This window comes from Streptococcus sp. 4155 (assembly GCF_013276695.1).
GTDB lineage: Bacteria > Bacillota > Bacilli > Lactobacillales > Streptococcaceae > Streptococcus > Streptococcus pseudopneumoniae.
This window is the reverse complement of the sequence record NZ_VMLM01000034.1, coordinates 16,308-39,782: the sequence shown is the minus strand read 5'-3', so window position 1 is coordinate 39,782 and position 23,475 is coordinate 16,308. Positions and strand designations below refer to the sequence as shown.

The 23,475-nt window shown below is 40.1% G+C and carries 36 protein-coding genes; 3 read left to right on the top strand and 33 right to left on the bottom strand.

Translation table 11 applies throughout. From position 1 onward, the window contains the following. Positions 1-96 precede the first annotated feature (96 nt). From HT715_RS04665 to HT715_RS04655, 3 genes are read left to right on the top strand one after another with little or no spacing between them, the layout of a single operon-like run. Complete coding sequence (locus HT715_RS04665) at positions 97-1,143, top strand: ABC transporter substrate-binding protein (protein ID WP_023935593.1); 1,047 nt, start codon at positions 97-99, stop codon at positions 1,141-1,143. A gap of 12 nt (positions 1,144-1,155) precedes the next feature. After that, a complete protein-coding gene (locus tag HT715_RS04660) occupies positions 1,156-2,247 on the top strand; it encodes an ABC transporter ATP-binding protein (RefSeq protein WP_023935591.1) in 1,092 nt (363 codons plus the stop codon). Then, a complete protein-coding gene (locus HT715_RS04655) occupies positions 2,237-3,895 on the top strand; it encodes an iron ABC transporter permease (RefSeq protein WP_172922842.1) in 1,659 nt (552 codons plus the stop codon). The genes HT715_RS04660 and HT715_RS04655 overlap by 11 nt, the downstream gene beginning before the upstream one ends. Positions 3,896-4,130: 235 nt before the next feature. Here HT715_RS04655 and HT715_RS04650 read toward each other — a convergent pair whose 3' ends face one another. The 33 genes from HT715_RS04650 to rpsJ all read right to left on the bottom strand — a co-directional run bounded on the left by HT715_RS04650 (position 4,131) and on the right by rpsJ (position 23,420). Continuing rightward, on the bottom strand, positions 4,131-4,823 hold the full coding sequence (locus tag HT715_RS04650; RefSeq protein ID WP_000241534.1) for a histidine phosphatase family protein: 693 nt from the start codon (positions 4,821-4,823) through the stop codon (positions 4,131-4,133). Between the two features lie 232 nt (positions 4,824-5,055). Continuing rightward, positions 5,056-6,525, bottom strand: a complete 1,470-nt coding sequence (locus tag HT715_RS04645; protein ID WP_050207597.1) for an N-acetylmuramoyl-L-alanine amidase family protein — start codon at positions 6,523-6,525, stop codon at positions 5,056-5,058. Between the two features lie 17 nt (positions 6,526-6,542). Then, positions 6,543-7,880 (bottom strand): PFL family protein, encoded by a 1,338-nt coding sequence (locus tag HT715_RS04640; protein WP_023935585.1) that lies wholly within the window; start codon positions 7,878-7,880, stop codon positions 6,543-6,545. A gap of 9 nt (positions 7,881-7,889) precedes the next feature. Further along, complete coding sequence (locus HT715_RS04635) at positions 7,890-8,156, bottom strand: ACT domain-containing protein (protein WP_031233450.1); 267 nt, start codon at positions 8,154-8,156, stop codon at positions 7,890-7,892. Between the two features lie 264 nt (positions 8,157-8,420). Next, entirely contained in the window at positions 8,421-8,807 is a 387-nt protein-coding gene (gene rplQ / locus HT715_RS04630; RefSeq protein ID WP_138706678.1) for a 50S ribosomal protein L17, read from the bottom strand. A gap of 11 nt (positions 8,808-8,818) precedes the next feature. Further along, complete coding sequence (locus tag HT715_RS04625; RefSeq protein ID WP_000568988.1) at positions 8,819-9,754, bottom strand: DNA-directed RNA polymerase subunit alpha; 936 nt, start codon at positions 9,752-9,754, stop codon at positions 8,819-8,821. Between the two features lie 42 nt (positions 9,755-9,796). Next, positions 9,797-10,180 (bottom strand): 30S ribosomal protein S11, encoded by a 384-nt coding sequence (gene rpsK, locus HT715_RS04620; RefSeq protein WP_001118385.1) that lies wholly within the window; start codon positions 10,178-10,180, stop codon positions 9,797-9,799. A gap of 17 nt (positions 10,181-10,197) precedes the next feature. Further along, positions 10,198-10,563, bottom strand: coding sequence for a 30S ribosomal protein S13 (gene rpsM / locus HT715_RS04615; protein WP_000090781.1), 366 nt, complete (start codon positions 10,561-10,563; stop codon positions 10,198-10,200). Between the two features lie 17 nt (positions 10,564-10,580). Further along, positions 10,581-10,697 carry a 50S ribosomal protein L36 gene (gene rpmJ / locus HT715_RS04610; RefSeq protein WP_001808836.1) on the bottom strand — a complete coding sequence of 39 codons (117 nt, stop codon included), beginning with the start codon at positions 10,695-10,697 and terminating at the stop codon, positions 10,581-10,583. A gap of 24 nt (positions 10,698-10,721) precedes the next feature. Then, complete coding sequence (infA, locus tag HT715_RS04605) at positions 10,722-10,940, bottom strand: translation initiation factor IF-1 (protein ID WP_001029883.1); 219 nt, start codon at positions 10,938-10,940, stop codon at positions 10,722-10,724. Between the two features lie 116 nt (positions 10,941-11,056). Beyond that, positions 11,057-11,695: an adenylate kinase gene (locus tag HT715_RS04600; RefSeq protein WP_001050436.1), complete on the bottom strand. Its 639-nt coding sequence runs from the start codon at positions 11,693-11,695 to the stop codon at positions 11,057-11,059. 254 nt (positions 11,696-11,949) lie between these two features. Beyond that, positions 11,950-13,260: a preprotein translocase subunit SecY gene (secY, locus tag HT715_RS04595; RefSeq protein ID WP_000465393.1), complete on the bottom strand. Its 1,311-nt coding sequence runs from the start codon at positions 13,258-13,260 to the stop codon at positions 11,950-11,952. 12 nt (positions 13,261-13,272) lie between these two features. Beyond that, complete coding sequence (gene rplO / locus HT715_RS04590; protein ID WP_000766086.1) at positions 13,273-13,713, bottom strand: 50S ribosomal protein L15; 441 nt, start codon at positions 13,711-13,713, stop codon at positions 13,273-13,275. A 144-nt stretch (positions 13,714-13,857) separates the two neighbouring features. Further along, on the bottom strand, positions 13,858-14,040 hold the full coding sequence (gene rpmD, locus HT715_RS04585; RefSeq protein WP_000057241.1) for a 50S ribosomal protein L30: 183 nt from the start codon (positions 14,038-14,040) through the stop codon (positions 13,858-13,860). A 13-nt stretch (positions 14,041-14,053) separates the two neighbouring features. Further along, a complete protein-coding gene (gene rpsE / locus HT715_RS04580) occupies positions 14,054-14,548 on the bottom strand; it encodes a 30S ribosomal protein S5 (protein ID WP_000874202.1) in 495 nt (164 codons plus the stop codon). A gap of 17 nt (positions 14,549-14,565) precedes the next feature. After that, positions 14,566-14,922 (bottom strand): 50S ribosomal protein L18, encoded by a 357-nt coding sequence (gene rplR / locus HT715_RS04575; RefSeq protein WP_000624044.1) that lies wholly within the window; start codon positions 14,920-14,922, stop codon positions 14,566-14,568. Positions 14,923-15,005: 83 nt separating this feature from the next. Further along, the gene (rplF, locus tag HT715_RS04570; protein WP_138706680.1) at positions 15,006-15,542 is read right to left on the bottom strand and encodes a 50S ribosomal protein L6; all 537 of its coding nucleotides are present in this window, start codon (positions 15,540-15,542) and stop codon (positions 15,006-15,008) included. Positions 15,543-15,729: 187 nt separating this feature from the next. Beyond that, on the bottom strand, positions 15,730-16,128 hold the full coding sequence (rpsH, locus tag HT715_RS04565; RefSeq protein WP_000245503.1) for a 30S ribosomal protein S8: 399 nt from the start codon (positions 16,126-16,128) through the stop codon (positions 15,730-15,732). A 285-nt stretch (positions 16,129-16,413) separates the two neighbouring features. Then, positions 16,414-16,683, bottom strand: coding sequence for a 30S ribosomal protein S14 (gene rpsN, locus HT715_RS04560; protein WP_001085703.1), 270 nt, complete (start codon positions 16,681-16,683; stop codon positions 16,414-16,416). A 17-nt stretch (positions 16,684-16,700) separates the two neighbouring features. Beyond that, the gene (gene rplE / locus HT715_RS04555; RefSeq protein ID WP_000013542.1) at positions 16,701-17,243 is read right to left on the bottom strand and encodes a 50S ribosomal protein L5; all 543 of its coding nucleotides are present in this window, start codon (positions 17,241-17,243) and stop codon (positions 16,701-16,703) included. A 23-nt stretch (positions 17,244-17,266) separates the two neighbouring features. Continuing rightward, on the bottom strand, positions 17,267-17,572 hold the full coding sequence (rplX, locus tag HT715_RS04550; RefSeq protein WP_000497691.1) for a 50S ribosomal protein L24: 306 nt from the start codon (positions 17,570-17,572) through the stop codon (positions 17,267-17,269). Between the two features lie 182 nt (positions 17,573-17,754). After that, positions 17,755-18,123, bottom strand: coding sequence for a 50S ribosomal protein L14 (gene rplN, locus HT715_RS04545; RefSeq protein WP_000616545.1), 369 nt, complete (start codon positions 18,121-18,123; stop codon positions 17,755-17,757). Between the two features lie 25 nt (positions 18,124-18,148). Next, a complete protein-coding gene (gene rpsQ / locus HT715_RS04540) occupies positions 18,149-18,409 on the bottom strand; it encodes a 30S ribosomal protein S17 (protein WP_000440801.1) in 261 nt (86 codons plus the stop codon). Positions 18,410-18,433: 24 nt separating this feature from the next. Continuing rightward, on the bottom strand, positions 18,434-18,640 hold the full coding sequence (gene rpmC / locus HT715_RS04535) for a 50S ribosomal protein L29 (protein WP_000772918.1): 207 nt from the start codon (positions 18,638-18,640) through the stop codon (positions 18,434-18,436). Between the two features lie 9 nt (positions 18,641-18,649). Continuing rightward, on the bottom strand, positions 18,650-19,063 hold the full coding sequence (gene rplP / locus HT715_RS04530; protein WP_000960946.1) for a 50S ribosomal protein L16: 414 nt from the start codon (positions 19,061-19,063) through the stop codon (positions 18,650-18,652). Positions 19,064-19,066: 3 nt separating this feature from the next. Then, positions 19,067-19,720, bottom strand: a complete 654-nt coding sequence (gene rpsC, locus HT715_RS04525) for a 30S ribosomal protein S3 (protein WP_000529936.1) — start codon at positions 19,718-19,720, stop codon at positions 19,067-19,069. 12 nt (positions 19,721-19,732) lie between these two features. Continuing rightward, positions 19,733-20,077, bottom strand: coding sequence for a 50S ribosomal protein L22 (gene rplV, locus HT715_RS04520; protein ID WP_000818137.1), 345 nt, complete (start codon positions 20,075-20,077; stop codon positions 19,733-19,735). 11 nt (positions 20,078-20,088) lie between these two features. Continuing rightward, a complete protein-coding gene (gene rpsS, locus HT715_RS04515; RefSeq protein ID WP_000533766.1) occupies positions 20,089-20,370 on the bottom strand; it encodes a 30S ribosomal protein S19 in 282 nt (93 codons plus the stop codon). Positions 20,371-20,473: 103 nt separating this feature from the next. Further along, positions 20,474-21,307: a 50S ribosomal protein L2 gene (gene rplB / locus HT715_RS04510; RefSeq protein WP_138706681.1), complete on the bottom strand. Its 834-nt coding sequence runs from the start codon at positions 21,305-21,307 to the stop codon at positions 20,474-20,476. A gap of 17 nt (positions 21,308-21,324) precedes the next feature. Beyond that, entirely contained in the window at positions 21,325-21,621 is a 297-nt protein-coding gene (locus HT715_RS04505) for a 50S ribosomal protein L23 (protein WP_001055347.1), read from the bottom strand. Further along, positions 21,621-22,244 (bottom strand): 50S ribosomal protein L4, encoded by a 624-nt coding sequence (gene rplD, locus HT715_RS04500; protein WP_000024552.1) that lies wholly within the window; start codon positions 22,242-22,244, stop codon positions 21,621-21,623. Before rplD ends, HT715_RS04505 begins: the two co-directional genes overlap by 1 nt. Before the next feature lie 24 nt (positions 22,245-22,268). After that, a complete protein-coding gene (rplC, locus tag HT715_RS04495; protein WP_000160201.1) occupies positions 22,269-22,895 on the bottom strand; it encodes a 50S ribosomal protein L3 in 627 nt (208 codons plus the stop codon). Positions 22,896-23,111: 216 nt separating this feature from the next. Continuing rightward, positions 23,112-23,420 (bottom strand): 30S ribosomal protein S10, encoded by a 309-nt coding sequence (gene rpsJ / locus HT715_RS04490; protein ID WP_001284513.1) that lies wholly within the window; start codon positions 23,418-23,420, stop codon positions 23,112-23,114. Positions 23,421-23,475 lie beyond the last annotated feature (55 nt).

The following is a 23,475-nucleotide window of genomic DNA, read 5'->3' as shown; positions in this document are numbered from 1 at the left end:
GTAGAGAATTTTACTCTAATAGAATAGAATTGTCGGTTTTAAAAACGCTTACACTGTTTTAAAATAAACTTAAATAACACAACGGAGGTATCCATCATGAAAAAGAAATGGATGTATTATGCTGCTTGCGGACTAGCTCTTTTTGGTCTTACTGCTTGTTCTTCTAATGAATCTGCCGATGGCGGTTCATCTGATAAAGGAGACGGCGGTTCGCTAGTCGTTTATTCACCAAACTCAGAGGGCTTAATTGGAGCAACTATTCCTGCCTTTGAAGAAAAATATGGTATCAAAGTAGAACTGATTCAAGCTGGTACTGGAGAACTTTTCAAAAAACTAGAGTCAGAAAAAGAAGCTCCTGTAGCTGATGTCATCTTTGGTGGTTCTTATACACAATATGCTACCCACGGAGAACTCTTTGAAAACTATACTTCAAAAGAAAATGATAATGTTATCAAAGAATATCAAAACACAACTGGTTACTCTACTCCTTATACACTAGATGGTAGTGTTTTAATCGTCAACCCTGATTTAACTAAAGGCATGAACATCGAAGGATATAGCGACCTTCTCAAACCTGAACTAAAAGGAAAAATCGCAACTGCTGACCCAGCAAACTCTTCTAGCGCCTTTGCTCAATTAACAAATATGCTACAAGCTCAAGGTGGTTACAAAGATGATAAGGCTTGGTCTTATGTAAAAGATCTCTTCACACTTATTGATGGTAAAATCGGTTCAAGTTCATCTGGTGTCTATAAAGCAGTCGCTGATGGAGAAATGGCTGTTGGTCTCTCTTATGAAGATCCAGCTGTTAAACTCTTAAATGACGGAGCTAACATCAAAGTTGTCTATCCAAAAGAAGGAACAGTCTTCCTACCTGCTAGTGCTGCTATCGTTAAAAAAGCTAAGAACATGGAAAATGCCAAGAAATTTATCGATTTCATCATCTCTCAAGAAGTACAAGATACACTTGGTACAACCACTACTAACCGTCCTGTTCGTAAAAATGCTAAAACAAGTGAAAATATGAAACCAATTGACAAAATCAAAACACTCACTGAAGATTATGATTATGTCATCAAGAATAAATCAGATATTGTTAAGAAATACAACGAAGTCTTTACAGATATCCAATCTAAACAGTAAAAGAGGTTCACTATGAGTGAGATCAAAATTATTAACGCCAAAAAAATCTACCACAATGTCCCTGTTATTGAGAATTTGAACATTACAATTCCAAAAGGAAGTCTCTTTACCCTTCTTGGGCCTTCAGGGTGTGGGAAAACGACCCTTCTTCGTATGATTGCAGGTTTCAACAGTATCGAAGGTGGAGAATTTTACTTCGATGATACAAAAATCAATAATATGGAACCCAGCAAACGCAATATTGGCATGGTTTTTCAAAACTACGCTATTTTCCCACATTTGACTGTCCGAGATAATGTCGCTTTTGGTCTCAAGCAAAAGAAGGTTCCAAAAGAAGAATTGATTCAACAGACCAACAAGTATCTTGAACTCATGCAAATTGCTCAATATGCGGATCGGAAGCCCGATAAACTCAGTGGTGGACAACAACAACGTGTCGCCTTGGCACGTGCCTTAGCGGTTAATCCAAGTGTTCTCCTCATGGACGAGCCACTTAGTAACCTAGATGCCAAACTTCGCTTGGATATGCGTCAAGCCATTCGAGAAATCCAACACGAAGTAGGAATTACAACCGTTTATGTAACCCACGACCAAGAAGAAGCGATGGCTATTTCAGATCAAATTGCTGTTATGAAAGATGGGGTGATTCAACAAATCGGCCGACCAAAAGAACTCTATCATAAACCAGCTAATGAGTTTGTAGCAACCTTTATCGGACGCACAAATATCATCCCTGCCACTCTTGAAAAACGGAGCGACGGTGCTTATATCGTCTTTTCAGATGGCTATGCTCTTCGAATGCCAGCTCTTGATCAGGCTGAGGAGCAAGCCATTCATGTAAGTATTCGTCCTGAAGAGTTTATCAAAGATGAATCTGGAGATATTGAAGGAACTATTAGCGATAGCGTCTATCTTGGACTGAATACTGAATACTTCATCGAGACAGGCTTTGCCTCAAAAATTCAAGTTAGCGAAGAATCAACTTTTGAAGAAGATCTACAAAAAGGCGATCGTATTCGTCTACGAATCAATACTCAAAAATTAAACGTCTTTTCTGCAGATGGTTCGCAAAACCTGATAAAAGGAGTCAACCATGGAACGTAAAAAACTAAATATTTGGACAGCCTCCTCTTTCTTCATCTTTCTTACCTATCTTGTCTTTCTCGTTTATCCTATCGTTACCGTGCTCAAGCAAGCACTTATACATGAAGGACAATTTTCACTAGCTAATTTTGTCACTTTCTTTAGCAAAGCCTACTACTCTGAGACACTCGTCAACAGTTTCAAGGTTTCTATTACCGCTACTGTCACTTCCTTAGTCGTAGGAACCTTATTAGCTTATCTCTTTTCCATGTATGATTTCAAGGGAAAGAAATTTCTACAAATATTGATTATCATTGCTTCTATGTCAGCTCCGTTCGTGGGAGCCTACTCCTGGATTCTCTTGCTGGGACGAAATGGGGTCATCACTAAATTCCTGACAAATGCCCTTCATCTTCCAGCTATTGATATTTATGGATTCAAAGGAATTGTACTTGTCTTTACACTGCAACTATTCCCACTGGTATTTCTATACGTTGCTGGGACAATGAAAAGTATTGACAATTCTCTACTTGAAGCTGCTGAAAGCATGGGGTCTTTCGGATTTAAGCGTATCGTAACGGTTGTTTTACCTCTCCTAGTTCCAACCTTACTAGCTGCTGCCCTGCTTGTATTTATGAGAGCATTCTCAGACTTTGGAACGCCTATGTTAATTGGTGAAGGATATCGAACTTTCCCTGTCCTGATTTATACACAATTTATTAGCGAGGTTGGAGGAAATTCTGCTTTTGCATCTGCTCTAGCAATTATGGCGATTATCATTGCCTTGACAATTTTCCTTATCCAAAAACACATTGCAAACCGCTACAGTTTCAGCATGAATTCGCTCCATCCAATTGAGCCTAAAAAAACTACAAAAGGAAAAATGGCTGCCATTTATACAACAGTCTACGGAATTATCTTTATCTCTGTTTTACCTCAAATCTACTTGATTTATACCTCTTTCCTAAAAACATCAGGTATGGTATTTGTTAAAGGCTATTCTCTAAACAGTTACAAGGTGGCTTTCAATCGTATGGGCTCTGCTATTTTCAATACCATTCGTATCCCTTTGATTGCCTTAGTTCTAGTTGTCCTATTCGCAACATTTATCTCCTACCTAGCCGTTAGAAAACGGAATTTGTTTACAAACTTAATTGACAGCCTCAGTATGGTTCCTTATATTGTACCAGGAACCGTTCTAGGGATTGCCTTCATTTCTTCCTTCAATACTGGCCTATTTGGAAGTGGATTTCTTATGATTACAGGAACTGCTTTCATCTTGATTATGTCCCTATCTGTCAGAAGATTGCCTTATACTATTCACTCATCTGTTGCTAGTTTGCAACAAATAGCCCCAAGTATTGAAGAAGCCGCGGAAAGCTTAGGAAGTAGTCGTCTCAATACCTTTGCCAAGATTACAACTCCAATGATGCTATCTGGTATTATTTCTGGAGCCATCTTATCTTGGGTCACAATGATTTCAGAACTCTCTACTTCTATCCTCCTCTACAATGTCAAAACAAGAACAATGACTGTAGCCATTTATACAGAAGTTCTCAGAGGAAATTACGGTGTAGCCGCAGCCTTGTCAACTATCTTGACTATTCTAACAGTAGCTTCCTTGCTCTTGTTTATGAAAATCTCTAAAAGCAGTAGCATTACACTTTAGTTTCCCCCATCAAAAACAGCCGAAAGGATTACCCTCGGCTGTTTTTCTTATCTTGATATTCCTATCAAATTCCTAGTTCATGGCAAGCAAGTCTAGACTGAGTATACTAAATGAAAATCAAAGAGTAAACTAGGAAACTAGCCTCAGGTTACTCAAAGCACTGCTTTGAGGNNGTCAGTAACCATATCTACGACAAGACTACGTTGACGCGGTTTGAAGAGATTTTCGAAGAGTATTAAATAGAGGTCGCTTCCATCTTCTCCCATCCTAGCTCTCGGTAACTACAGTCACCAACAACCTCTACGCTAAACTGGCCGTTCTCATATTCAAGGATCGTCACGCTACCATTATCGAGGCCATGCGGATGCATACCATTGATCAGATAAACAATGGTTCCAATGGTCATTCCATGGCTGACGACAAGGGCGTTGCCCCCGCCTTGTTCTTCCATTTCTTTGGCAATCGCTTCAAAACCTTCCTTGATTCGACCACTGAGTTTTTCCCATCCTTCAGCCCAACCAGCTGTATCAACCTCTACCAAGCCCTCAGCCAGTTCCGCATAAGATAATTGGTGAACGTGGTCCACATTAAAGATACGAGGAATAATGCCCATGAAAAGATCGCCATCGTAGGCTCCATCAAAGCTACCAAAACACCATTCTCTGATACGCTTGTCCATGCGATAAGGGATTTTCCCTTGCAGTCCAAGCTCCTCAAGTATAATTCCCATAGTCTGAATGGTGCGACCAGAATCACTGGAATAAGCGCGCTCAAACTGTAGACCAGATTCTCGCAAACCGATTCCTAATTCTTGAATTCCTAGCTCACCTTCAGCTGTTAAGGGAGTATCACTCCAACCTTGCGCGCGACCAATCGTGTTAAACATGGTCTTGCCATGACGTACCAAATACAATCGTACTTTTACCATTTTCCGTCCTCCGTTTGCTTCTATTATATCATGGATGATAAAACAAAAGCCACCCAGACAGGTGACTTTTGCAGGAGATTATTATGAAAAAGTTTAGGAGTTCTATTAAATAAAGATATTAGATGAAAATCAAATTCAAACTAAATCAGTATTATCTGTTTCAAATAATATTAGGAGGTCTTTATTTAATGATTATAGTATACACAGCTAACCTTAAATAGAGCTTAAAAAATTATACCCATTCACCTTTTTCATTTACTTTATAGCCGTTAATGGTCATATTTTTTGCCAATTTCCCATCAGCTAACAAGTAATACCACTTATCTCCGTCTTTAATCCATTGATTACGAGCGTACTTACCATCTTGGTTCAGATAATACCAACTATCATACTGAGAATCAAATACCCACTCACTCTTAGCCATGTAACCGCCACGTTTTAGGTAGTATTCTCCCTGCCAAGCTTTCTCCACATAACTACCAGTTGAATCTACATAAAACCAGCTCTTATAGTCTTCATCATAAATCCATTCACTTGCAGCCATTGAAGCATCTGATTTTAGATAATAACGGCCTACCCAACGGTTTCTTACAAGATTGCCAGAAAGGTCATTATAGTACCATTTGCCAGACTCTTTAAACCACTTACTTGCTTGATGATTTTTCTTAGTCTCTCCATTAGAGGTAATAATAGCTTGAGATGAAGTTGAAACTGAGGATGAAGTTCCAGTAGAAACTGCTTGAATAGCCTCTTCTTTTGTCACCTTAGGCTTAGCTTTTCCTTGGTAAACATCTTCGATACGCTTAGTAAAGACAGATAACTCTTCAGGGGATAACATGTGTCTTACAGTCTCTTCCTTATATACAAGACCTGCTTCTTTCCTGATTTTGTGTATCCCCTCTTCAACTATATCATCAATCTTACTAAACATAGAAACTTTATCTGCTTTTGAAAGTGTATCATCATTACTAATGGCTGTCTTCTCCATGAAAGCAACAGCATTAATTTCTCTGATATTTTTTTCCGTAGGAATTAAACTAGGGCTCCATTTATCAACTTTGTTATAAAAAGTTGATAATTTTTGAACATACTCTTTTAATGTTAAGTTACTATCATTGTATGGCTCATCATCGCCAAAATGACGAGACCGAGGTAACGACCAGCCTGTTAATGGTCCGTAAAAACTTTTTAAATCGCTAATTAGTTTTTCCTTCTCAACAGATGAGTATAAATTACTATCTTTTTCTACTTGCTGAAGTAGTAAGTCAAATTTTTTTATTCTAGCAATATCAAAAACATATTCTAAAGAGTTAGGCATATCACCTTTCATTCTATTAATAGTTCCTTCTATGTCAGACGAATAGTAATGATCTCTTTTTGAAAATCTATTTATATTTTCCTCTCTCTCCTCTATCACCTCATCTATTTTTTTAACTATGGCATTCTTGAGTTTTAAAACATCAACCTCTTTAAATTGTACAGTATACCAATCAATATCATCAATTTCTTTTAATATTTTTTTCTTTACTTGTTCAGAATAATTTCTAACTGCACTCTTTAAATCTGCCCGTGTTTTGTAAAAACTCTCATTACTAGAATCAATATCATTTTCTTGCGCATAAACTACTTGACTAGCAAAAGTTGGGACTAGTGAAGTCGACAGTCCTAAAGCTACTAAAGCATGTTTCATTTCTTTTTTCATGAATTTCTCCTATTTTCTTAATTTTTAAAACTATGAATTGGTGCTGGGATTTGTCCTCCACGAGAGATGAAATCAACAGACGAAGCTCCATTGACTTTCATAACAGGTGCAGTTCCTAATAGGCCACCAAACTCAATCATATCGCCTTCTTTTCCTTTTGGAATGATACGAACAGCTGTTGTTTTCATGTTAATGACACCAATTGCAGCCTCATCCGCAATCATAGCCGCAATGGTTTCAACAGGTGTATCTTCTGGGATGGCAATCATATCCAAACCAACAGAACAGATAGCCGTCATAGCTTCTAGTTTTTCCAAATTAAGAGAGCCATTTTGCACTGCAGCAATCATTCCCTCATCCTCGGAAACAGGAATAAAGGCACCAGACAAACCACCGACTTGGTTGCAGGCCATCACTCCACCCTTTTTAACTTGGTCATTCAAGAGAGCCAAGGCAGCCGTCGTTCCATGCGTACCAACTGTTTCTAGCCCCATTTCTTCAAGGACACGTGCAACAGAATCTCCAACCGCAGGAGTTGGCGCCAAACTCAAGTCCACAATACCAAACTCCACACCCAGTCTCTCACTGGCCATTTGACCAACCAATTGACCGATCCGAGTGATTTTAAAGGCAGTCTTCTTGACCGTTTCTGCTACTACATCAAAGCTCTCTCCACGAACTTTTTCCAGGGCACGTTTCACCACACCAGGACCAGAAACTCCGACATTGATGATAACATCTGCCTCCCCAACACCATGGAAGGCACCCGCCATAAATGGATTGTCCTCAACAGCATTAGCGAATACAACCAACTTAGCCGCCCCCATATCAGATAGAGTTGCCGTTTCCTTGATAACACGTCCCATATCTGCGACAGCCGTCATATTGATACCAGACTTGGTTGAGCCGATATTGACTGACGAGCATACCTTGTCCGTTTCAGCCAAAGCACGAGGAATAGAATTGATGAGAATCTCATCTCCCTTTTGATAACCTTTTTGTACCAAGGCAGAGAAACCACCAATAAAGTCCACTCCAATCTCTTTCGCAGCCTTATCAAGCGCTTTTGCCAGAACCACGTAGTCCGTCGCATCTGTCGCTGCTCCAATCAGAGAAATAGGAGTCACCGATACACGCTTATTAACGATAGGGATTCCCAACTCAGCCGCAATTTCATCACCAACAGCCACTAAATTAGCGGCCTTGCTCGTAATCTTTCGATAAATTTTCTCTGCAGCACGATTGATATCTGGATCGATACAGTCCAGAAGGGAAATCCCCATGGTAATAGTTCTGATATCGAAGTTTTGCTCCTCAATCATAGCAATGGTTTCAGTAACTTGTCTAATATCCATGATAACCTCCTAGATATTATACATAGCTTCGAAAATCGCTGCACTCTGAATATTGATTTTCACATTCAAAGTTTGCCCAAAAGCTTCAAATTCATTACGAAGATAGGTAAAATCTTGCTTTTCATCGCTAGAGACGACAGCCATCATCGTAAAATATTCATCCAAAACAGTTTGAGAAATATCGTCTATGTTCAAACCCAATTCTGCAATTTTACTAGAAACACCTGCAACAATTCCAGATTTATCTTTACCAACAACAGTTATAATCGCTTTCATAAGCAAACTCCAATTCTTCTTTTAATAGGAAACCTGAACATTAAACAGGATTCTTTTCAATTAGTATAGCATAATTCTAACGAAAATACTCAAAAACGCCTGCTTACGAAGTTGTTCTTAAGAAAAAAACAATTTCGTAAACAAGCGTCTACTATCCCAACTTATGATGAGTGTTCCCGCTAGGACCGAAATCCTAGCGGTAGACCAGAGCTAGACTAAGAGCACAAGACTCCATCATCATAACACTCAACAAAATTGATGATTTTATACTAATTCGATGATCGCCATTGGCGCTGCATCACCACGACGTGGTTCAGTTTTAAGGATACGAGTGTATCCACCGTTACGTTCAGCATAACGAGGTGCGATTTCTGAGAACAATTTTTGAAGTGCTGTAGTAGAAGTGTACTTGTCAGTTGCTTCATCATAGTTTTCAGATGCGATTTCATTACGTACGAAAGCAGATGCCTGACGACGTGCATGCAAATCACCACGTTTACCTAGAGTAATCATTTTTTCAACAGTTTTACGGATTTCTTTAGCACGAGCTTCAGTTGTCACGATTGATTCGTTGATCAAAAGGTCAGTTGTCAAATCGCGAAGCATTGCTTTACGTTGTGAGCTAGTGCGTCCTAGTTTACGGTAAGCCATGTATTCCTCCTTTATTTATCTTTTAATCCAAGACCCAAATCAATGAGTTTGAGTTTCACTTCTTCCAAACTCTTGCGTCCAAGATTTCGTACTTTCATCATCTCTGCTTCAGATTTTTCTGTCAAATCATGCACAGTATTGATACCGGCACGTTTCAAACAGTTGTATGAACGCACAGACAAGTCCAGTTCCTCAATCGTACGATCCAAAATACGATCGTCAGATTCAGTATCAGCTTCTTTCATCACTTCAGTTGACTTAGCAATCTCAGTAAGATTTGTAAACAAATCAAGATGTTCTGTCAAAATACGTGCTGAAAGCCCTAAAGCATCTTCTGGAATAATTGTTCCATTTGTCAAGATTTCAAGGGTTAGTTTGTCAAATCCATCATTGCTACCTACACGAGCAGGTTCCACTTGATAGTTGACTTTTGTAACTGGTGTATAAATAGAATCTACAGCAAGTGTTCCAACTGGTGCATTATCTTTTTTATTTTCATCAGCAGGTACATATCCACGACCACTGTTAACAGTCATAGTCGCTTTTAGAGAAGAACCTTCACCGATTGTAAAGAGATAATGATCTGGATTTACAATTTCAATATCGCTATCTGTCAAAATGTCACCAGCTGTTACTTCAGCAGGGCCTTCAACATCTAGTTCGATGATTTTTTCGTCTTCAACGTACGATTTCACTGCAATTCCTTTAATGTTCAGAATGATTTGCATCACGTCTTCACGAACACCTGGAACTGTGTCAAACTCATGTAACACACCATCAATATTGATAGATGTCACAGCTGCTCCTGGTAGAGAAGCTAGAAGTACACGACGAAGAGAGTTACCAAGAGTTGTACCGTAGCCACGTTCAAGTGGTTCGATTACAAACTTGCCATAATCTTTATTTTCATCAATTTTTGTTATATTTGGTTTTTCAAACTCGATCATTTAGTTACTCCCTCTTAAACGAAAAGCAGTGTAATGCGATGATTATACACGGCGACGTTTTGGAGGACGAGCACCATTGTGTGGCACTGGAGTCACATCACGAATTGCTGTTACTTCAAGACCAGCGGCAGCAAGCGCACGAATAGCTGACTCACGACCAGAACCTGGACCTTTTACAGTAACTTCAACTGATTTAAGACCGTGTTCTTGTGCAGATTTAGCAGCAGCTTCAGAAGCCATTTGAGCAGCGAATGGTGTAGATTTACGAGAACCTTTGAAACCAAGAGCACCAGCTGATGACCAAGCAATTGCATTACCATGCACATCAGTAATCATAACAATAGTGTTATTAAATGTAGCGTGAATATGAGCAATACCAGATTCGATATTCTTTTTCACACGACGTTTACGTGTTGGTTTAGCCAAGACTTTTACCTCCTATATTATTTTTTCTTACCAGCAATCGCAACAGCTTTACCTTTACGAGTGCGAGCGTTGTTTTTAGTGTTTTGTCCACGGACAGGAAGTCCACGACGATGACGGATACCACGGTATGAACCGATTTCCATCAAACGTTTGATGTTCAAGTTTACTTCACGACGAAGGTCACCTTCAACTTTGATTGCATCCACTTCACGACGGATAGCATCTTCTTGATCTGATGTAAGATCACGTACACGAACATCTTCTGAGATTCCAGCAGCAGCCAAAATTTTCTTAGATGTTGCAAGTCCGATACCATAAACATAAGTCAATGAGATTACTACGCGTTTGTCATTTGGAATGTCAACTCCAGCAATACGAGCCATGTTTTCTCCTTTCTATCTTATCCTTGACGTTGTTTGTGTTTTGGATTTGCTGGGCAAATTACCATAACACGACCATTACGACGAATAACTTTACAGTATTCGCAAATTGGTTTGACCGATGGTCTTACTTTCATTTCTTATCCCTCCAAGTTTTTCGATTATTTAAAGCGGTAAGTGATACGTCCACGTGTCAAGTCATATGGACTCATTTCGACAGTAACACGATCTCCCGCTAAAATACGAATATAGTTTTTACGAATTTTACCAGAAACTGTTGCTAAAATCTGATGTCCATTTTCAAGTTCAACCGTAAACATTGCATTCGGCATTGTATCAACTACTTTGCCTTCAACTTCAATCACATCGTCTTTTGCCACGCAAAAGCACCTCCATAAATTTCGATTCGATGCCTCTAGACACAGAGACAACAATTATAAGTCAGACTATCTCAGTATAACATTTGTAGCGGATTTTTGCAAGTGTGAAAAGCGCTTTATTTCAAATTTGTCAATACTTTTTCGATATCTGAGAAGACATCATTGATATCTTGATTACCTTCGATGTCATGAACCAAACCTTTGGCACGGTAGTGAGCAATGATTGGTTCTCCTTGAGCAATATTAACGTCCAATCGACGTTTTACTGTCTCAGGTTTATCATCTTCACGTTGGTAGTAATCTTCTTCTTTATAGTCAACTGGTGGGTTAAAGACCTTGTGGAAAGTTTCTCCAGTTACGCGGTGGATGATACGACCACTCAAACGTTCCAAGAGGCTATCTGGATTCACTTCAATATTGATGACGCCTTCTAGTTCAATGCCAAGTTCAGCCAATGTTTTGTCCAAGGCATGAGCTTGTTCGATTGTACGTGGGTAACCATCCAACAAGAATCCTGTTTCTTTAATATCATCTTGTGAAAGACGTTCTTTTACGATTCCATTTGTAACTTCATCAGGAACTAATTCACCCTTGTCAATATATGACTTAGCAAGAACACCCATTTCAGTTTGATTTGCCATTGCAGCGCGGAACATATCACCTGTTGAGATATGTGCAACATGGAATTGTTCTACGATTTTTGCTGCTTGAGTTCCCTTACCTGCACCAGGTAAGCCCATAATCAAAAGATTCATGATTTGATCTCCTTATTTTATTTTTAAATAGAAGCAAAAAGTCTTTTCACCCCTATTTAAAAACAAAATAGAAGAGGGGAGATCCAACTCTTACAAATGTCAGAGTTTAAACCTCCACTCCCTCAGCATTTACTGCTTCATACTCAATGAAAATCAAAGAGCAAACTAGGAAGCTAGCCGCAGGTTNNCTTTGAGGTTGCAGATAAAGCTGACGTGGTTTGAATTTGATTTTCGAAGAGTATCAGTAAATACTTTTATTCTGTTCTGTCCATGAAACCAACATACTTACGTTTCAATAGGTAACCCTCCAATTGCTTGATTCCTTCGATACCTGTAGAGATAATGATCAAGAGACTTGTTCCACCAAAGGCAACAACATCAGAAAGACCAAATACATCTTTAGCTGCAATCGGTAAAATGGAAATCACACCAAGGAAGAGGGAACCAACCGTTGCAAGACGACGAAGAAGTTTAGACATATATTCTTCTGTACCTTTACCAGGACGAACTCCATGGATATAGGCACCGCTCTTTTGTAGGTTCTCTGCCGCTTTTTCAGGATTAATCTGTACAAACGTATAGAAGAATGTAAAGAGAATAATCAACAAAGCATACATGGCAATACCAGTTGGAGAAGTGGTTGCCAACATCTCTTGTGCTACCCTTACCCAAGCCCAATCATGACCTGTGGCGCTCAAAAACTGAAGAATCGCCGCAGGCGCTGCAGTAATGGAACTGGCAAAGATAACAGGGATAACTCCAGCAGGGTTTACCTTCAATGGAAGGTAAGAGCTAGATGGAGCACCTTGTGCAACCTTAGTATATTGGATTGGAATTTTGTATTCTGCTTGTTGAACATAAGTTGTAAAGTAAATGATCAACAATACAGTAATAATCAAAATGATTACGAAAATGATAGATGAAGTGATCCGGCTACTTGGGACGTTCACAAAGTAGTCCACATAGATGCCCTGAATCATCTCTGGAATTGAGGCAACAATCCCGGCAAAGATAATCATAGAAACACCATTTCCGTATCCCTTATCTGTAATTTGCTCTCCCAACCAAGTGACAATCATACTACCAGCTGTTAAGATGATACCAATCGTCAGAAAAACTTGGGGAGTTAAAGCAGTTTTAATCAATTGAGCTCCAGCCAAGGTATTAAAACCAGCTGTAATCCCGATAGATTGCACAAAGGCTAGACCAAGGGCAATATAACGAGTAGCTTGGTTCAATTTTCTTCGACCTACTTCCCCTTGTTTTCCCCACTCTACAAATTTCGGTAAAATATCCATTTGTAAGAGTTGGACAACGATAGAAGCAGTAATATAGGGACTAACTCCTAGGGCAAAAATCGAAAAGTTTTTTAGGGCATTCCCCGACACCAAGCTCAACATGTTTAAGAAGGATAATCCACTTAAAGCATTCAAGCTATTGGCATTCACACCAGGAACTGTAATGCTAGTTCCGATACGAAAGACCAAAACGATAAAAATTGTAAATAAAATTTTTGATCGAACCTGCTTGACTTTAAGAGCTTCTCTTAATAATTTAAAAAACATAGGTCACCTCTCTTAGATGACTTCTACTGAACCACCTTTAGCAGTGATAGCTTCTTCAGCTGATTTAGAGAATTTAGCTGCTTTCACAGTCAATTTCTTAATCAACTCACCGTTACCAAGAATTTTAATACCTGACTTTTCAGCTTTAACAATTCCTGCTTCGATAAGAACAACTGGAGTTACTTCAGCACCATCTTCAAAGACGTTCAATTGGTCAAGGTTCACAATTGCGTATTCTTTAGCGTTGATGTTAGTGAATCCACGTTTTGGAAGACGACGGAACAATGGAGTTTGTCCACCTTCAAAACCAAGGCGAACTCCGCCACCGCTACGAGCTTTTTGACCTTTTTGACCACGACCAGATGTTTTACCGTTACCTGATGAAGTACCACGACCAACGCGGTTACGTACTTTACGAGAACCTTCTGCAGGTTTCAATTCATGAAGTTTCATTTTTATTTTCTCCTCTTTTGTAAAATGCTAGCGCCGATAAGGGAGAAAAGGTTGTCTCCCCCATCAACTCGCCTATACGACGTCATCATAGATGACTATATCTAGTTTTAGGGGATGGTATAGTGCACATCCCCTAAAAATTCATTAGTTTACTTCTTCAACTGTTACCAAGTGAGATACTGCAGTGATCATACCACGGATAGCAGCGTTATCTTCTTTAATAACAGAGCTGTTCAATTTGCCAAGTCCAAGTGCTACAACAGTTTTACGTTGTGATGGAATGCGTCCGATTGGAGACTTAGTCAAAGTAATTTTAATTTGAGCCATTTTATCCCCTTTCTTATGCCAAATCAGAAACTGAAATACCACGAAGGGCAGCAACTTCTTCAGCGCGTTTCAATTGTTTCAAACCTTCAACAGTTGCACGAACAATGTTGATTGGAGTGTTAGAACCAAGTGATTTAGATGTAATATCTGCCACACCTGCCAATTCCACAACGGCACGAACTGCACCACCAGCGGCAACTCCAGAACCTTCTACAGCAGGTTTCAACAATACTTTAGCTCCACCGAATTCTGAAAGAACTTCGTGTGGGATTGTTGTTCCAACCATAGGAACTTCGATCAAGTTTTTCTTAGCATCATCTACTGCTTTACGGATTGCTTCTGGAACTTCTTGAGCTTTACCAGTACCAAATCCTACGCGACCGTTGTGGTCACCAACAACAACAAGAGCTGCGAAACGAAGACGACGTCCACCTTTAACAACTTTTGTAACACGATTGACAGCAACTACGCGTTCTTCTAATTCAACTGCATTGTCTTTAAATGCCATTTTCTAGTGTCCTCCTATTAGAATTTCAATCCGTTTTCACGAGCTGCATCAGCCAAAGCTTTCACACGTCCGTGATATAGATATCCACCGCGGTCGAACACCACTTCTGAAATACCTTTAGCGTTTGCACGTTCTGCAACGAGTTTACCGACAGCAACAGCTTGTTCAGTTTTAGTTCCTTTTGAAACTTCTTTATCAAGAGTTGAAGCACTTGCGAGCGTTACACCCGCTACGTCATCAATCACTTGAGCGTAGATGCCTGTATTAGAACGGAATACGTTCAAACGTGGGCGATCAGCAGTTCCAGAGAGTTTTCCGCGAACGCGACGGTGGCGTTTTTGGCGGAGTTTGTTTTTATCTGGTTTTGAAATCACAGTTTTCACCTCTTTAGTTTTAAATCGTGTGCTATGCACAAAGTTGGAAAATAGGTTGGTGGTTGAGAATCAACCACTCAACATTATTTACCTGTTTTACCTTCTTTACGGCGAACGAATTCACCAACGTAACGGATACCTTTACCTTTATATGGTTCTGGTGAACGAAGGCTACGTACGTAAGCAGCTGTTTGACCAACTACTTCTTTTGAAATTCCGCTAACAACGATTGTTGTTGGGTTTGGAAGTTCAAAAGTAATTCCTTCTGGAGCTTCAACTTCGTCTGGATGAGATTTACCAACAGCCAAAACAAGTTTAGATCCTTGAAGTTGTGCACGGTAACCAACCCCGCGCATTTCAAGTTCTTTCTTGAATCCTTCTGATACACCAACAACCATGTTGTTCAAAAGGGCACGAGTAGTTCCGTGGATAGTTTTCATTTCTTTTGAATCGTTTGGACGGTGAAGAGTTACTTCAGTACCTTCCACACGGATTTCAATATCTTTTGAGAACTCACGAGTAAGTTCTCCTTTAGGTCCTTTTACAGTTACAAGGTTGTCATTGTTAGTGATTTCAAGACCAGCAGGCAACACGATAACTTTATTACCAATACGTGACATGTTTATTTTCTCCTGTTAAATTGTCAGGCCAGAACGGCCAGTTTTCACGGGGCTAAATCGATTTCTCGATTTAAAGGAACATTTAGGTTTCAATTTCAAAGTGAATCTAGGCATCGTCTCGCAGGCATAACTTTGGGTTAGGCAAGAGACGATAACGAAGAGTCACAAAGAAATTGGGAGCTAAATATTACCAAACGTAAGCGATAACCTCACCACCAACATTCTTTTGGCGTGCTTCTTTATCAGTAAGCAAACCTTCAGAAGTTGAAAGGATAGCAATTCCAAGTCCGTTAAGAACTTTTGGAAGGTCTTCACGTTTTTTGTAGACACGAAGTCCTGGTTTAGAAATACGTTTCAAGTTAGTGATAACTTTTTCACCGTTTGGTCCGTATTTAAGAAATACACGGATGATGCCTTGTTTGTCATCTTCGATGATTTCAACGTTTTTTACAAAACCTTCGCGTTTAAGGATTTCAGCAATCCCTTTTTTGATGTTTGATGCAGGTACTTCAAGTACTTCGTGTTTAGCTTGGTTAGCGTTACGAATACGAGTTAGGAAGTCTGCGATTGGGTCAGTCATAACCATTTTGTTTTTCTCCTCTTACTAGTAGTTTGCAAGTTGCACTTGCTAGTTAATACATGATACAAAGAGCGTAACAGCAAGAGCAAAAATAGGCAATTTGATGCAGGAGCGATGCTCCAAAGAAAATTGGTCTTTTTTTGCCAAAGCTGTAGCTCGTGTTCAAATTGGCTAGCCCAACTGAACCCGGGCTAAACTCTGTGTGAAAAAGATAAACTTTCCTAGAAACCTCAGTTTCTTCGTCAAGTTTCCTATTTTCACTTAGAGTTTTGACGCCCTTGATATCTTAAATTACCAAGATGCTTTTGTTACACCAGGAATTTGACCTTTATGCGCAAGTTCGCGAAAAGCGATACGACTCAGACCAAATTTGCGGTAAACTGAATGTGGGCGCCCCGTAACTCTACAACGATTATGTAAACGAGTCGGTGAGGCGTTGCGAGGTAATTTAGATAAACCTTCATAGTCCCCTGCTGCCTTTAATGCAGCACGTTTTTCAGCATAACGGTCAACAATTTTTTGGCGTTTAGCCTCTCTAGCTACCATTGATTTTTTAGCCATTAGATTTACCTCCTATATTATTTTGCAAAAGGCATTCCAAGGCCTGTAAGCAATGCACGTGACTCTTCGTCAGTGTTAGCAGTTGTTACGATAACAATGTCAAGACCACGAGTTTTGTCAACGTCATCGAAGTTGATTTCTGGGAAAATCAATTGTTCTTTCACACCAAGTGTATAGTTTCCGCGTCCATCAAATGATTTTGTTGGAACACCGTGGAAGTCACGTACACGTGGAAGTGAAACTGAAACCAATTTATCCAAGAATTCGTACATCCGTTCACCACGAAGGGTAACTTTTGCACCGATCGCAACACCTTCACGAAGACGGAAGCCGGCGATTGATTTTTTAGCTTTAGTGATAAGTGGTTTTTGACCTGAGATAAGTGCCAATTCTTCAGCAGCTTTTTCAAGGCTTTTAGCGTTTGATACAGCTTCACCAACACCCATGTTCAAAACGATCTTATCTACTTTAGGCACAGCCATCACTGATGAGTAGTTGAATTGTTCTGTCAAAGCAGGAACTACTTCATTAAGATATTTTTCTTTTAAACGATTTGCCATTATACTTCTCCTTTCCTTCGTGATTAATCAAGCACTTCGCCTGATTTTTTGTTGTAGCGAACTTTTTTACCGTCTACAAATTTGTAACCAACACGACCAGCTACACCATTTTTGTCCAAAACTTGAACGTTTGATACATGGATAGCTGCTTCTTTCTCGATGATACCACCTTGAGGAAGCTCGTTAGTTGGACGTTGGTGTTTCTTAACGATGTTAACACCTTCAACGATAACTTTGTTTACTTTTGGAAGGGCAGTAAGGACAACAGCTTCTGTTCCCTTATCTTTACCAGCGATTACGCGAACTTTGTCGCCTTTTTTTACAAACATTAGGTTTCTCCTTGATTTTTCTTACGCCCATAAGGGCACCCTAGCTTGAAGCTAGGGGACTAGTTTGTTTGTTTTTGCTCTTCGAAAATCAAAGCAATCCTTCGTCAGTTTCAACTCACCTAACTTAAGTTATGCTTTCGTTTTACTTCCTAGACTTGTTTTAATTTTCTTTGAGCAACCAATTAAAGTACTTCTGGAGCAAGTGACACGATCTTCATGAAGCCACCTTCACGCAATTCACGTGCAACTGGGCCAAAGATACGTGTTCCGCGAGGAGTTTTGTCTTCACGGATGATAACTGCTGCGTTTTCGTCAAATTTGATGTATGAACCATCAGCACGACGAGCACCTGATTTAGTACGAACGATAACTGCTTTAACAACGTCACCTTTTTTAACCGCACCACCAGGAGTAGCTTGTTTTACAGATGCCACAATAACATCACCGATGTTTGCAAATTTACGTCCTGAACCACCAAGAACTTTGATAGTCAAGATTTCGCGAGCACCGCTGTTGTCTGCGACTTTCAAACGAGTTTCTGTTTGAATCATTTCAGTTTTCTCCTTTCAGGTTTGATTAGATGATGACCGCTTCTTCAACAACTTCTACAAGACGGAAACGTTTTGTAGCTGAAAGCGGACGAGTTTCCATGATACGTACGATATCGCCTTCTTTGGCAACATTGTTTTCATCATGAGCTTTGTATTTTTTAGAGTAGTTAATACGTTTACCATAGACTGGGTGGTTACGTTTTGTTTCAACTACAACTGTGATTGTCTTGTCCATTTTGTCAGATACAACACGTCCAACAAGAACTTTACGATTATTGCGTTCCATTGAAATTTCTCCTTCCCTAGTCTATTATTTCGCTTCAGATTGAACTGTTTTGATACGAGCGATTTGTTTTTTAACTTCTTTCAAGCGAGCTGTTTGTTCCAATTGACCAGTAGCAGCTTGGAAACGAAGTTCAAACAATTCTTTTTTCAATTCGTTTTCGCGCTTCGCGAGTTCTTCTTGAGAAAGACCACGAAGTTCTTTAACAAATTCTTTTACTTCATTAAGTTTCATGCCTTCTCCTTATTCTGCTTCACGTTTTACGAATTTACATTTAACTGGCAATTTGTGGCTAGCAAGACGAAGCGCTTCGCGTGCGATCTCTTCAGATACACCAGCAATTTCGAACATCACTTTACCACGTTTAACTGGTGCTACCCAACCTTCAGGTGCCCCTTTACCAGATCCCATACGCACACCGATAGCTTTAGCAGTGTATGATTTGTGTGGGAAGATTTTAATCCAAACTTTACCACCACGTTTCATGTAACGAGTCATGGCGATACGAGCAGCTTCGATTTGGCGGTTAGTGATCCAGTGGCTAGTTGTAGCTTGAAGACCGTATTCACCGAATGCTACTTCTTTTCCACCTTTTGCTTCACCGCGCATTTTTCCACGGAATTCACGACGGTGTTTAACACGTTTAGGTACTAACATTGGTTATTTACCTCCTTTAGTGTTTTTGCGAGCTGGAAGAACTTCACCACGGTAAATCCATACTTTAACACCAAGTTTACCGTATGTAGTATCTGCTTCTTCCCAAGCGTAATCGATATCTGCACGAAGTGTGTGAAGTGGAACAGTTCCTTCAGAGTATCCTTCAGCACGGGCGATATCTGCACCGTTCAAGCGACCTGATACTTGAGTTTTAATTCCTTTAGCTCCAGCACGCATTGCACGTTGGATTGCTTGTTTTTGTGCACGACGGAAAGCAACACGTTGCTCCAATTGACGAGCAATTCCTTCACCTACAAGGTGAGCATCCAAATCAGGTTGTTTGATTTCGATGATGTTGATGTGTACTTGTTTTCCAGTCAATTTGTTAAGTTTTGCACGGAGTGCATCAACGTTAGCACCACCTTTACCGATAACCATACCTGGTTTAGCAGTGTGAAGTGAAACGTTAACTTTGTTTACTGCGCGTTCGATTTCGATAGTTGAAACTGCTGCGTCAGCAAGTTCTTTTTGAACGAATTTACGGATTGCAAGATCTTCATGAAGGTAATCCGCGTATTCTTTTTCAGCATACCATTTGGCATCCCAATCACGGATGATGCCGACACGCATACCAATTGGATGTACTTTTTGACCCACGATTTTACCTCCTTATTTTTCTGCAACAGCTACAGTGATGTGAGCTGTACGTTTGTTGATTGGTGAAGCTGAACCTTTCGCACGTGGACGGAAACGTTTCATAGTTGGTCCTTCGTTTGCGAATGCTTCAGAGACTACCAAGTTAGCTTTATCCAAACCAAAGTTGTTTTCAGCGTTAGCTACAGCTGAGTTCAAAACTTTTAAGATGATTTCAGCAGCTTTGTTTGGAGTGAATGTCAAGATTGCGATTGCATCGGCTACGCTTTTACCACGGATGTTATCAAGAACAAGACGTGATTTACGAGGTGAAACACGTACTGTACGAGCCATTGCTTTAGCTGAAGTAATTTCTGCCATTTATGTTCTCCTTATTTTCTACGTGTTTTCTTGTCGTCTGCAGCGTGACCTTTGTAAGTACGAGTTGGTGCAAATTCACCAAGCTTGTGACCTACCATGTCTTCTTGGATGTAAACAGGTACGTGTTTACGTCCGTCATAAACTGCAATAGTGTAACCAATGAAACTTGGGAAGATCGTTGAACGACGTGACCAAGTTTTAATAACTTTTTTCTTTTCGTCGTTAGCTTGAGCTTCAACTTTTTTCATCAAATGCTCATCGACGAAAGGTCCTTTTTTAAGACTGCGTCCCATTTTTATATTTTCTCCTTTAAATGTTGTACCACAGCGGCTTGCGCTCACATGGAGCGCTACCGAGCTGGCGGATTTACTAGTTACTTAAGCGACTAGTTTAATATTATTTCTCGTTGCGACGACGAACGATAAGTTTGTCAGATTTCGCTTTCTTGTTACGAGTTTTAAGACCAAGAGCAGGTTTGCCCCATGGAGTAGATGGTGCTTTACGACCAACTGGTGCTTTACCTTCACCACCACCGTGTGGGTGATCGTTAGGGTTCATTACAGAACCACGAACTGTTGGGCGGATACCTTTCCAACGGCTACGTCCTGCTTTACCAAGGTTTACAAGTCCATGTTGTTCGTTTCCGACAACACCAACTGTAGCACGGCAAGTTCCAAGAATCATACGAACTTCACCTGATTGAAGACGAACAAGAACGTATTTACCTTCTTGACCCAATACTTGAGCAGATGCTCCAGCAGCACGTACCAATTCACCACCACGACCTGGTTTCAACTCGATGTTGTGGATCAAAGTACCAACTGGGATGTCAGCAAGTGGAAGAGCGTTTCCGACTTTGATATCTGCTTCTGGACCTGAAACGATACGTTGACCAACTTCAAGACCTTTTGGAGCGATGATGTACGCTTTCACACCGTCAGTGTAGTGTACAAGAGCGATGTTTGCAGAACGGTTTGGATCGTACTCGATTGTTTTAACAACTGCTTCAACGTTGTCTTTGTTACGCTTGAAGTCAACCAAACGGTAGAAACGTTTGTGTCCACCACCTTGGTGACGAACTGTGATACGACCGTTGTTGTTACGACCAGCCTTGCTCTTCAATGCAACAAGCAATGATTTTTCAGGAGTGCTTGTTGTGATTTCAGCGAAATCCAAAGAAGTCATATTACGGCGACCGTTTGTTGTTGGTTTATAAACACGAATTCCCACGATATTTCCTCCTTAGATTATTCAGCTTCAGCAGCAAACAACTCGATTGCTTTTGAATCAGCTGTAAGTGTGATGATAGCTTTTTTAGTTTTGTTAGTAAAACCAGTGTAACGTCCAACACGTTTAGCTTTTGGTTTTACGTTGATTGTGTTAACATTTGCAACTTTAACGCCTTCGAAAGCAGCTTCAACAGCTTGCTTGATCAAAAGTTTGTGTGCACGAGTGTCAACTTCAAATACATATTTTCCTGCTTCAAGTTGAGCCATTGAGCTTTCAGTGATGACAGGTTTTTTGATAACATCATACAAATTCATTATGCAAGAACCTCCTCGATTTTAGAGATAGCTGCTTGAGTAACAAGAAGTTTGTCACTATTTGCGATGTCAAGAACACTTGCAGTTGTGGCAGTCGCAACTTTCACGTTTGGAAGGTTACGAGCTGAGAGAGCTGCGAATTCGTTTCCTTCTTCAAGAATAACAAGGACTTTAGAATCGATGCTCAAAGCTGCAAGAACTTTTGCAAATTCAGCAGTTTTTGGAGCTGTAAATTCAAGAGAATCAACGGCTACAAATTTATTTTCAGCAACTTTTTCTGAGTAAACAGATTTAAGCGCAAGGCGACGAACTTTTTGAGGAAGTTTGTACGCATAGCTACGTGGAGTTGGTCCGAAGACGATTCCACCACCACGCCATTGTGGAGAGCGGATAGAACCTTGACGAGCACGTCCAGTTCCTTTTTGACGCCATGGTTTGCGTCCGCCACCTGAAACAGCTGAGCGGTTTTTAACTGCGTGAGTTCCTTGACGAAGGCTTGCGCGTTGGCTGATGATTACATCAAACACAACTGATTCATTTGGTTCGATACCAAATACTGCATCGTTAAGAACAACTTCGCCCGCTTGTTTACCAGTTTGGTCGAATAATGTTACATTTGCCATTTTGACTGTATTCCCCTTTCCTTATTATTTACCAGCTTTAACTGCTGATTTGATAGTGATAAGAGATTTCTTAGCACCTGGTACGTTACCTTTGATAAGGATAACGTTCTTTTCTGGAACAACTTGTACAACTTCAAGGTTTTGAATTGTTACGCGGTCGCCACCCATACGTCCTGCAAGGTTTTTACCTTTGAATACGCGGTTAGGTGCAACAGGTCCCATAGAACCTGGACGACGGTGGTAACGAGAACCGTGAGCCATTGGTCCACGTGATTGTCCGTGGCGTTTGATAACACCTTGGAAACCTTTACCTTTAGAAGTACCAGTTACATCAACAACATCTCCAGCTGCGAATGTTTCAACTGTAATTTCAGCACCAACTTCCAAGCCTTCAACGTTTTTGAATTCACGAATGAAGCGCTTAGGAGCCGTGTTAGCTTTCGCTACATGTCCTTTAGCAGGTTTGTTGCTCAATACTTCGCGTTTGTCACCAAAACCAACTTGGATAGCGTTGTATCCGTCTGTTTCAACAGTTTTAACTTGAAGAACAACGTTTGGAGTTGCTTCAATAACTGTTACAGGGATCAATTCGCCAGCTTCAGTGAAGATTTGAGTCATTCCCACTTTTTTCCCTAAGATTCCTTTTGTCATGAGAAAATAGTTCCTTTTCTATATTTTTTATTCAAAAAGTTTTTAACGAGCGTTTTTTATGCTCAAGTCTAAGATACAAAGGGCGTCAAACTCAAAGTGAAAATAGGAAACTGACACAGTGTCTAGCAGACACGAGGGAGTTTATCTTTTTCACACCGAATTTAGCCCGTGTTCAATTAGATTGAAACACCAGCCTCTGCTCTTTTATATTTTAGATTAAAGTTTGATTTCTACGTTTACACCACTTGGAAGATCCAATTTCATCAAGGCATCAACTGTTTTTTGAGTTGGGTTAACGATATCGATCAAACGTTTGTGTGTACGCATTTCAAATTGTTCGCGAGAGTCTTTATATTTGTGAGTCGCACGAATGATTGTGTAGAGGCTACGTTCAGTTGGAAGCGGGATTGGCCCCGCAACTTGTGCACCTGTACGAGTAGCTGATTCTACGATTTTTGCAGCCGCTGTGTCAAGCGTACGGTGTTCGTAAGCTTTCAAACGGATACGAATTTTTTTGTTTGCCATCTTTTTCTCCTTTTCGTCTACTTAAGATAATAGGCTAGCTCCACAAGAAAACCGA

What these genes read in the sequence shown, in the direction of transcription:
- rpsJ (WP_001284513.1), bottom strand. Translation starts at nt 23,420, where the DNA reads ATGGCAAACAAAAAAATTCGTATCCGTTTGAAAGCTTACGAACACCGT.
- rplP (WP_000960946.1), bottom strand. Translation starts at nt 19,063, where the DNA reads ATGTTAGTACCTAAACGTGTTAAACACCGTCGTGAATTCCGTGGAAAA.
- rpsQ (WP_000440801.1), bottom strand. Translation starts at nt 18,409, where the DNA reads ATGGAACGCAATAATCGTAAAGTTCTTGTTGGACGTGTTGTATCTGAC.
- rplQ (WP_138706678.1), bottom strand. Translation starts at nt 8,807, where the DNA reads ATGGCTTACCGTAAACTAGGACGCACTAGCTCACAACGTAAAGCAATG.
- HT715_RS04640 (WP_023935585.1), bottom strand. Translation starts at nt 7,880, where the DNA reads ATGGATATTAGACAAGTTACTGAAACCATTGCTATGATTGAGGAGCAA.
- rplD (WP_000024552.1), bottom strand. Translation starts at nt 22,244, where the DNA reads ATGGCAAATGTAACATTATTCGACCAAACTGGTAAACAAGCGGGCGAA.
- rplN (WP_000616545.1), bottom strand. Translation starts at nt 18,123, where the DNA reads ATGATTCAAACAGAAACTCGTTTGAAAGTCGCAGACAACAGCGGTGCT.
- HT715_RS04635 (WP_031233450.1), bottom strand. Translation starts at nt 8,156, where the DNA reads ATGAAAGCGATTATAACTGTTGTTGGTAAAGATAAATCTGGAATTGTT.
- rplF (WP_138706680.1), bottom strand. Translation starts at nt 15,542, where the DNA reads ATGTCACGTATTGGTAATAAAGTTATCGTGTTGCCTGCTGGTCTTGAA.
- rpsE (WP_000874202.1), bottom strand. Translation starts at nt 14,548, where the DNA reads ATGGCATTTAAAGACAATGCAGTTGAATTAGAAGAACGCGTAGTTGCT.
- HT715_RS04650 (WP_000241534.1), bottom strand. Translation starts at nt 4,823, where the DNA reads ATGGTAAAAGTACGATTGTATTTGGTACGTCATGGCAAGACCATGTTT.
- rplX (WP_000497691.1), bottom strand. Translation starts at nt 17,572, where the DNA reads ATGTTTGTAAAAAAAGGCGACAAAGTTCGCGTAATCGCTGGTAAAGAT.
- rpsN (WP_001085703.1), bottom strand. Translation starts at nt 16,683, where the DNA reads ATGGCTAAAAAATCAATGGTAGCTAGAGAGGCTAAACGCCAAAAAATT.
- rpmC (WP_000772918.1), bottom strand. Translation starts at nt 18,640, where the DNA reads ATGAAACTTAATGAAGTAAAAGAATTTGTTAAAGAACTTCGTGGTCTT.
- secY (WP_000465393.1), bottom strand. Translation starts at nt 13,260, where the DNA reads ATGTTTTTTAAATTATTAAGAGAAGCTCTTAAAGTCAAGCAGGTTCGA.
- HT715_RS04665 (WP_023935593.1), top strand. Translation starts at nt 97, where the DNA reads ATGAAAAAGAAATGGATGTATTATGCTGCTTGCGGACTAGCTCTTTTT.
- rpmJ (WP_001808836.1), bottom strand. Translation starts at nt 10,697, where the DNA reads ATGAAAGTAAGACCATCGGTCAAACCAATTTGCGAATACTGTAAAGTT.
- HT715_RS04600 (WP_001050436.1), bottom strand. Translation starts at nt 11,695, where the DNA reads ATGAATCTTTTGATTATGGGCTTACCTGGTGCAGGTAAGGGAACTCAA.
- rpmD (WP_000057241.1), bottom strand. Translation starts at nt 14,040, where the DNA reads ATGGCTCAAATTAAAATTACTTTGACTAAGTCTCCAATCGGACGCATT.
- HT715_RS04660 (WP_023935591.1), top strand. Translation starts at nt 1,156, where the DNA reads ATGAGTGAGATCAAAATTATTAACGCCAAAAAAATCTACCACAATGTC.
- HT715_RS04655 (WP_172922842.1), top strand. Translation starts at nt 2,237, where the DNA reads ATGGAACGTAAAAAACTAAATATTTGGACAGCCTCCTCTTTCTTCATC.
- HT715_RS04625 (WP_000568988.1), bottom strand. Translation starts at nt 9,754, where the DNA reads ATGATCGAGTTTGAAAAACCAAATATAACAAAAATTGATGAAAATAAA.
- rplO (WP_000766086.1), bottom strand. Translation starts at nt 13,713, where the DNA reads ATGAAACTTCATGAATTGAAACCTGCAGAAGGTTCTCGTAAAGTACGT.
- rplV (WP_000818137.1), bottom strand. Translation starts at nt 20,077, where the DNA reads ATGGCAGAAATTACTTCAGCTAAAGCAATGGCTCGTACAGTACGTGTT.
- rplC (WP_000160201.1), bottom strand. Translation starts at nt 22,895, where the DNA reads ATGACAAAAGGAATCTTAGGGAAAAAAGTGGGAATGACTCAAATCTTC.
- rplE (WP_000013542.1), bottom strand. Translation starts at nt 17,243, where the DNA reads ATGGCAAATCGTTTAAAAGAAAAATATCTTAATGAAGTAGTTCCTGCT.
- HT715_RS04505 (WP_001055347.1), bottom strand. Translation starts at nt 21,621, where the DNA reads ATGAATTTGTATGATGTTATCAAAAAACCTGTCATCACTGAAAGCTCA.
- rpsM (WP_000090781.1), bottom strand. Translation starts at nt 10,563, where the DNA reads ATGGCTCGTATTGCTGGAGTTGACATTCCAAATGACAAACGCGTAGTA.
- rpsS (WP_000533766.1), bottom strand. Translation starts at nt 20,370, where the DNA reads ATGGGACGCAGTCTTAAAAAAGGACCTTTCGTCGATGAGCATTTGATG.
- rpsH (WP_000245503.1), bottom strand. Translation starts at nt 16,128, where the DNA reads ATGGTTATGACTGACCCAATCGCAGACTTCCTAACTCGTATTCGTAAC.
- HT715_RS04645 (WP_050207597.1), bottom strand. Translation starts at nt 6,525, where the DNA reads ATGAAAAAAGAAATGAAACATGCTTTAGTAGCTTTAGGACTGTCGACT.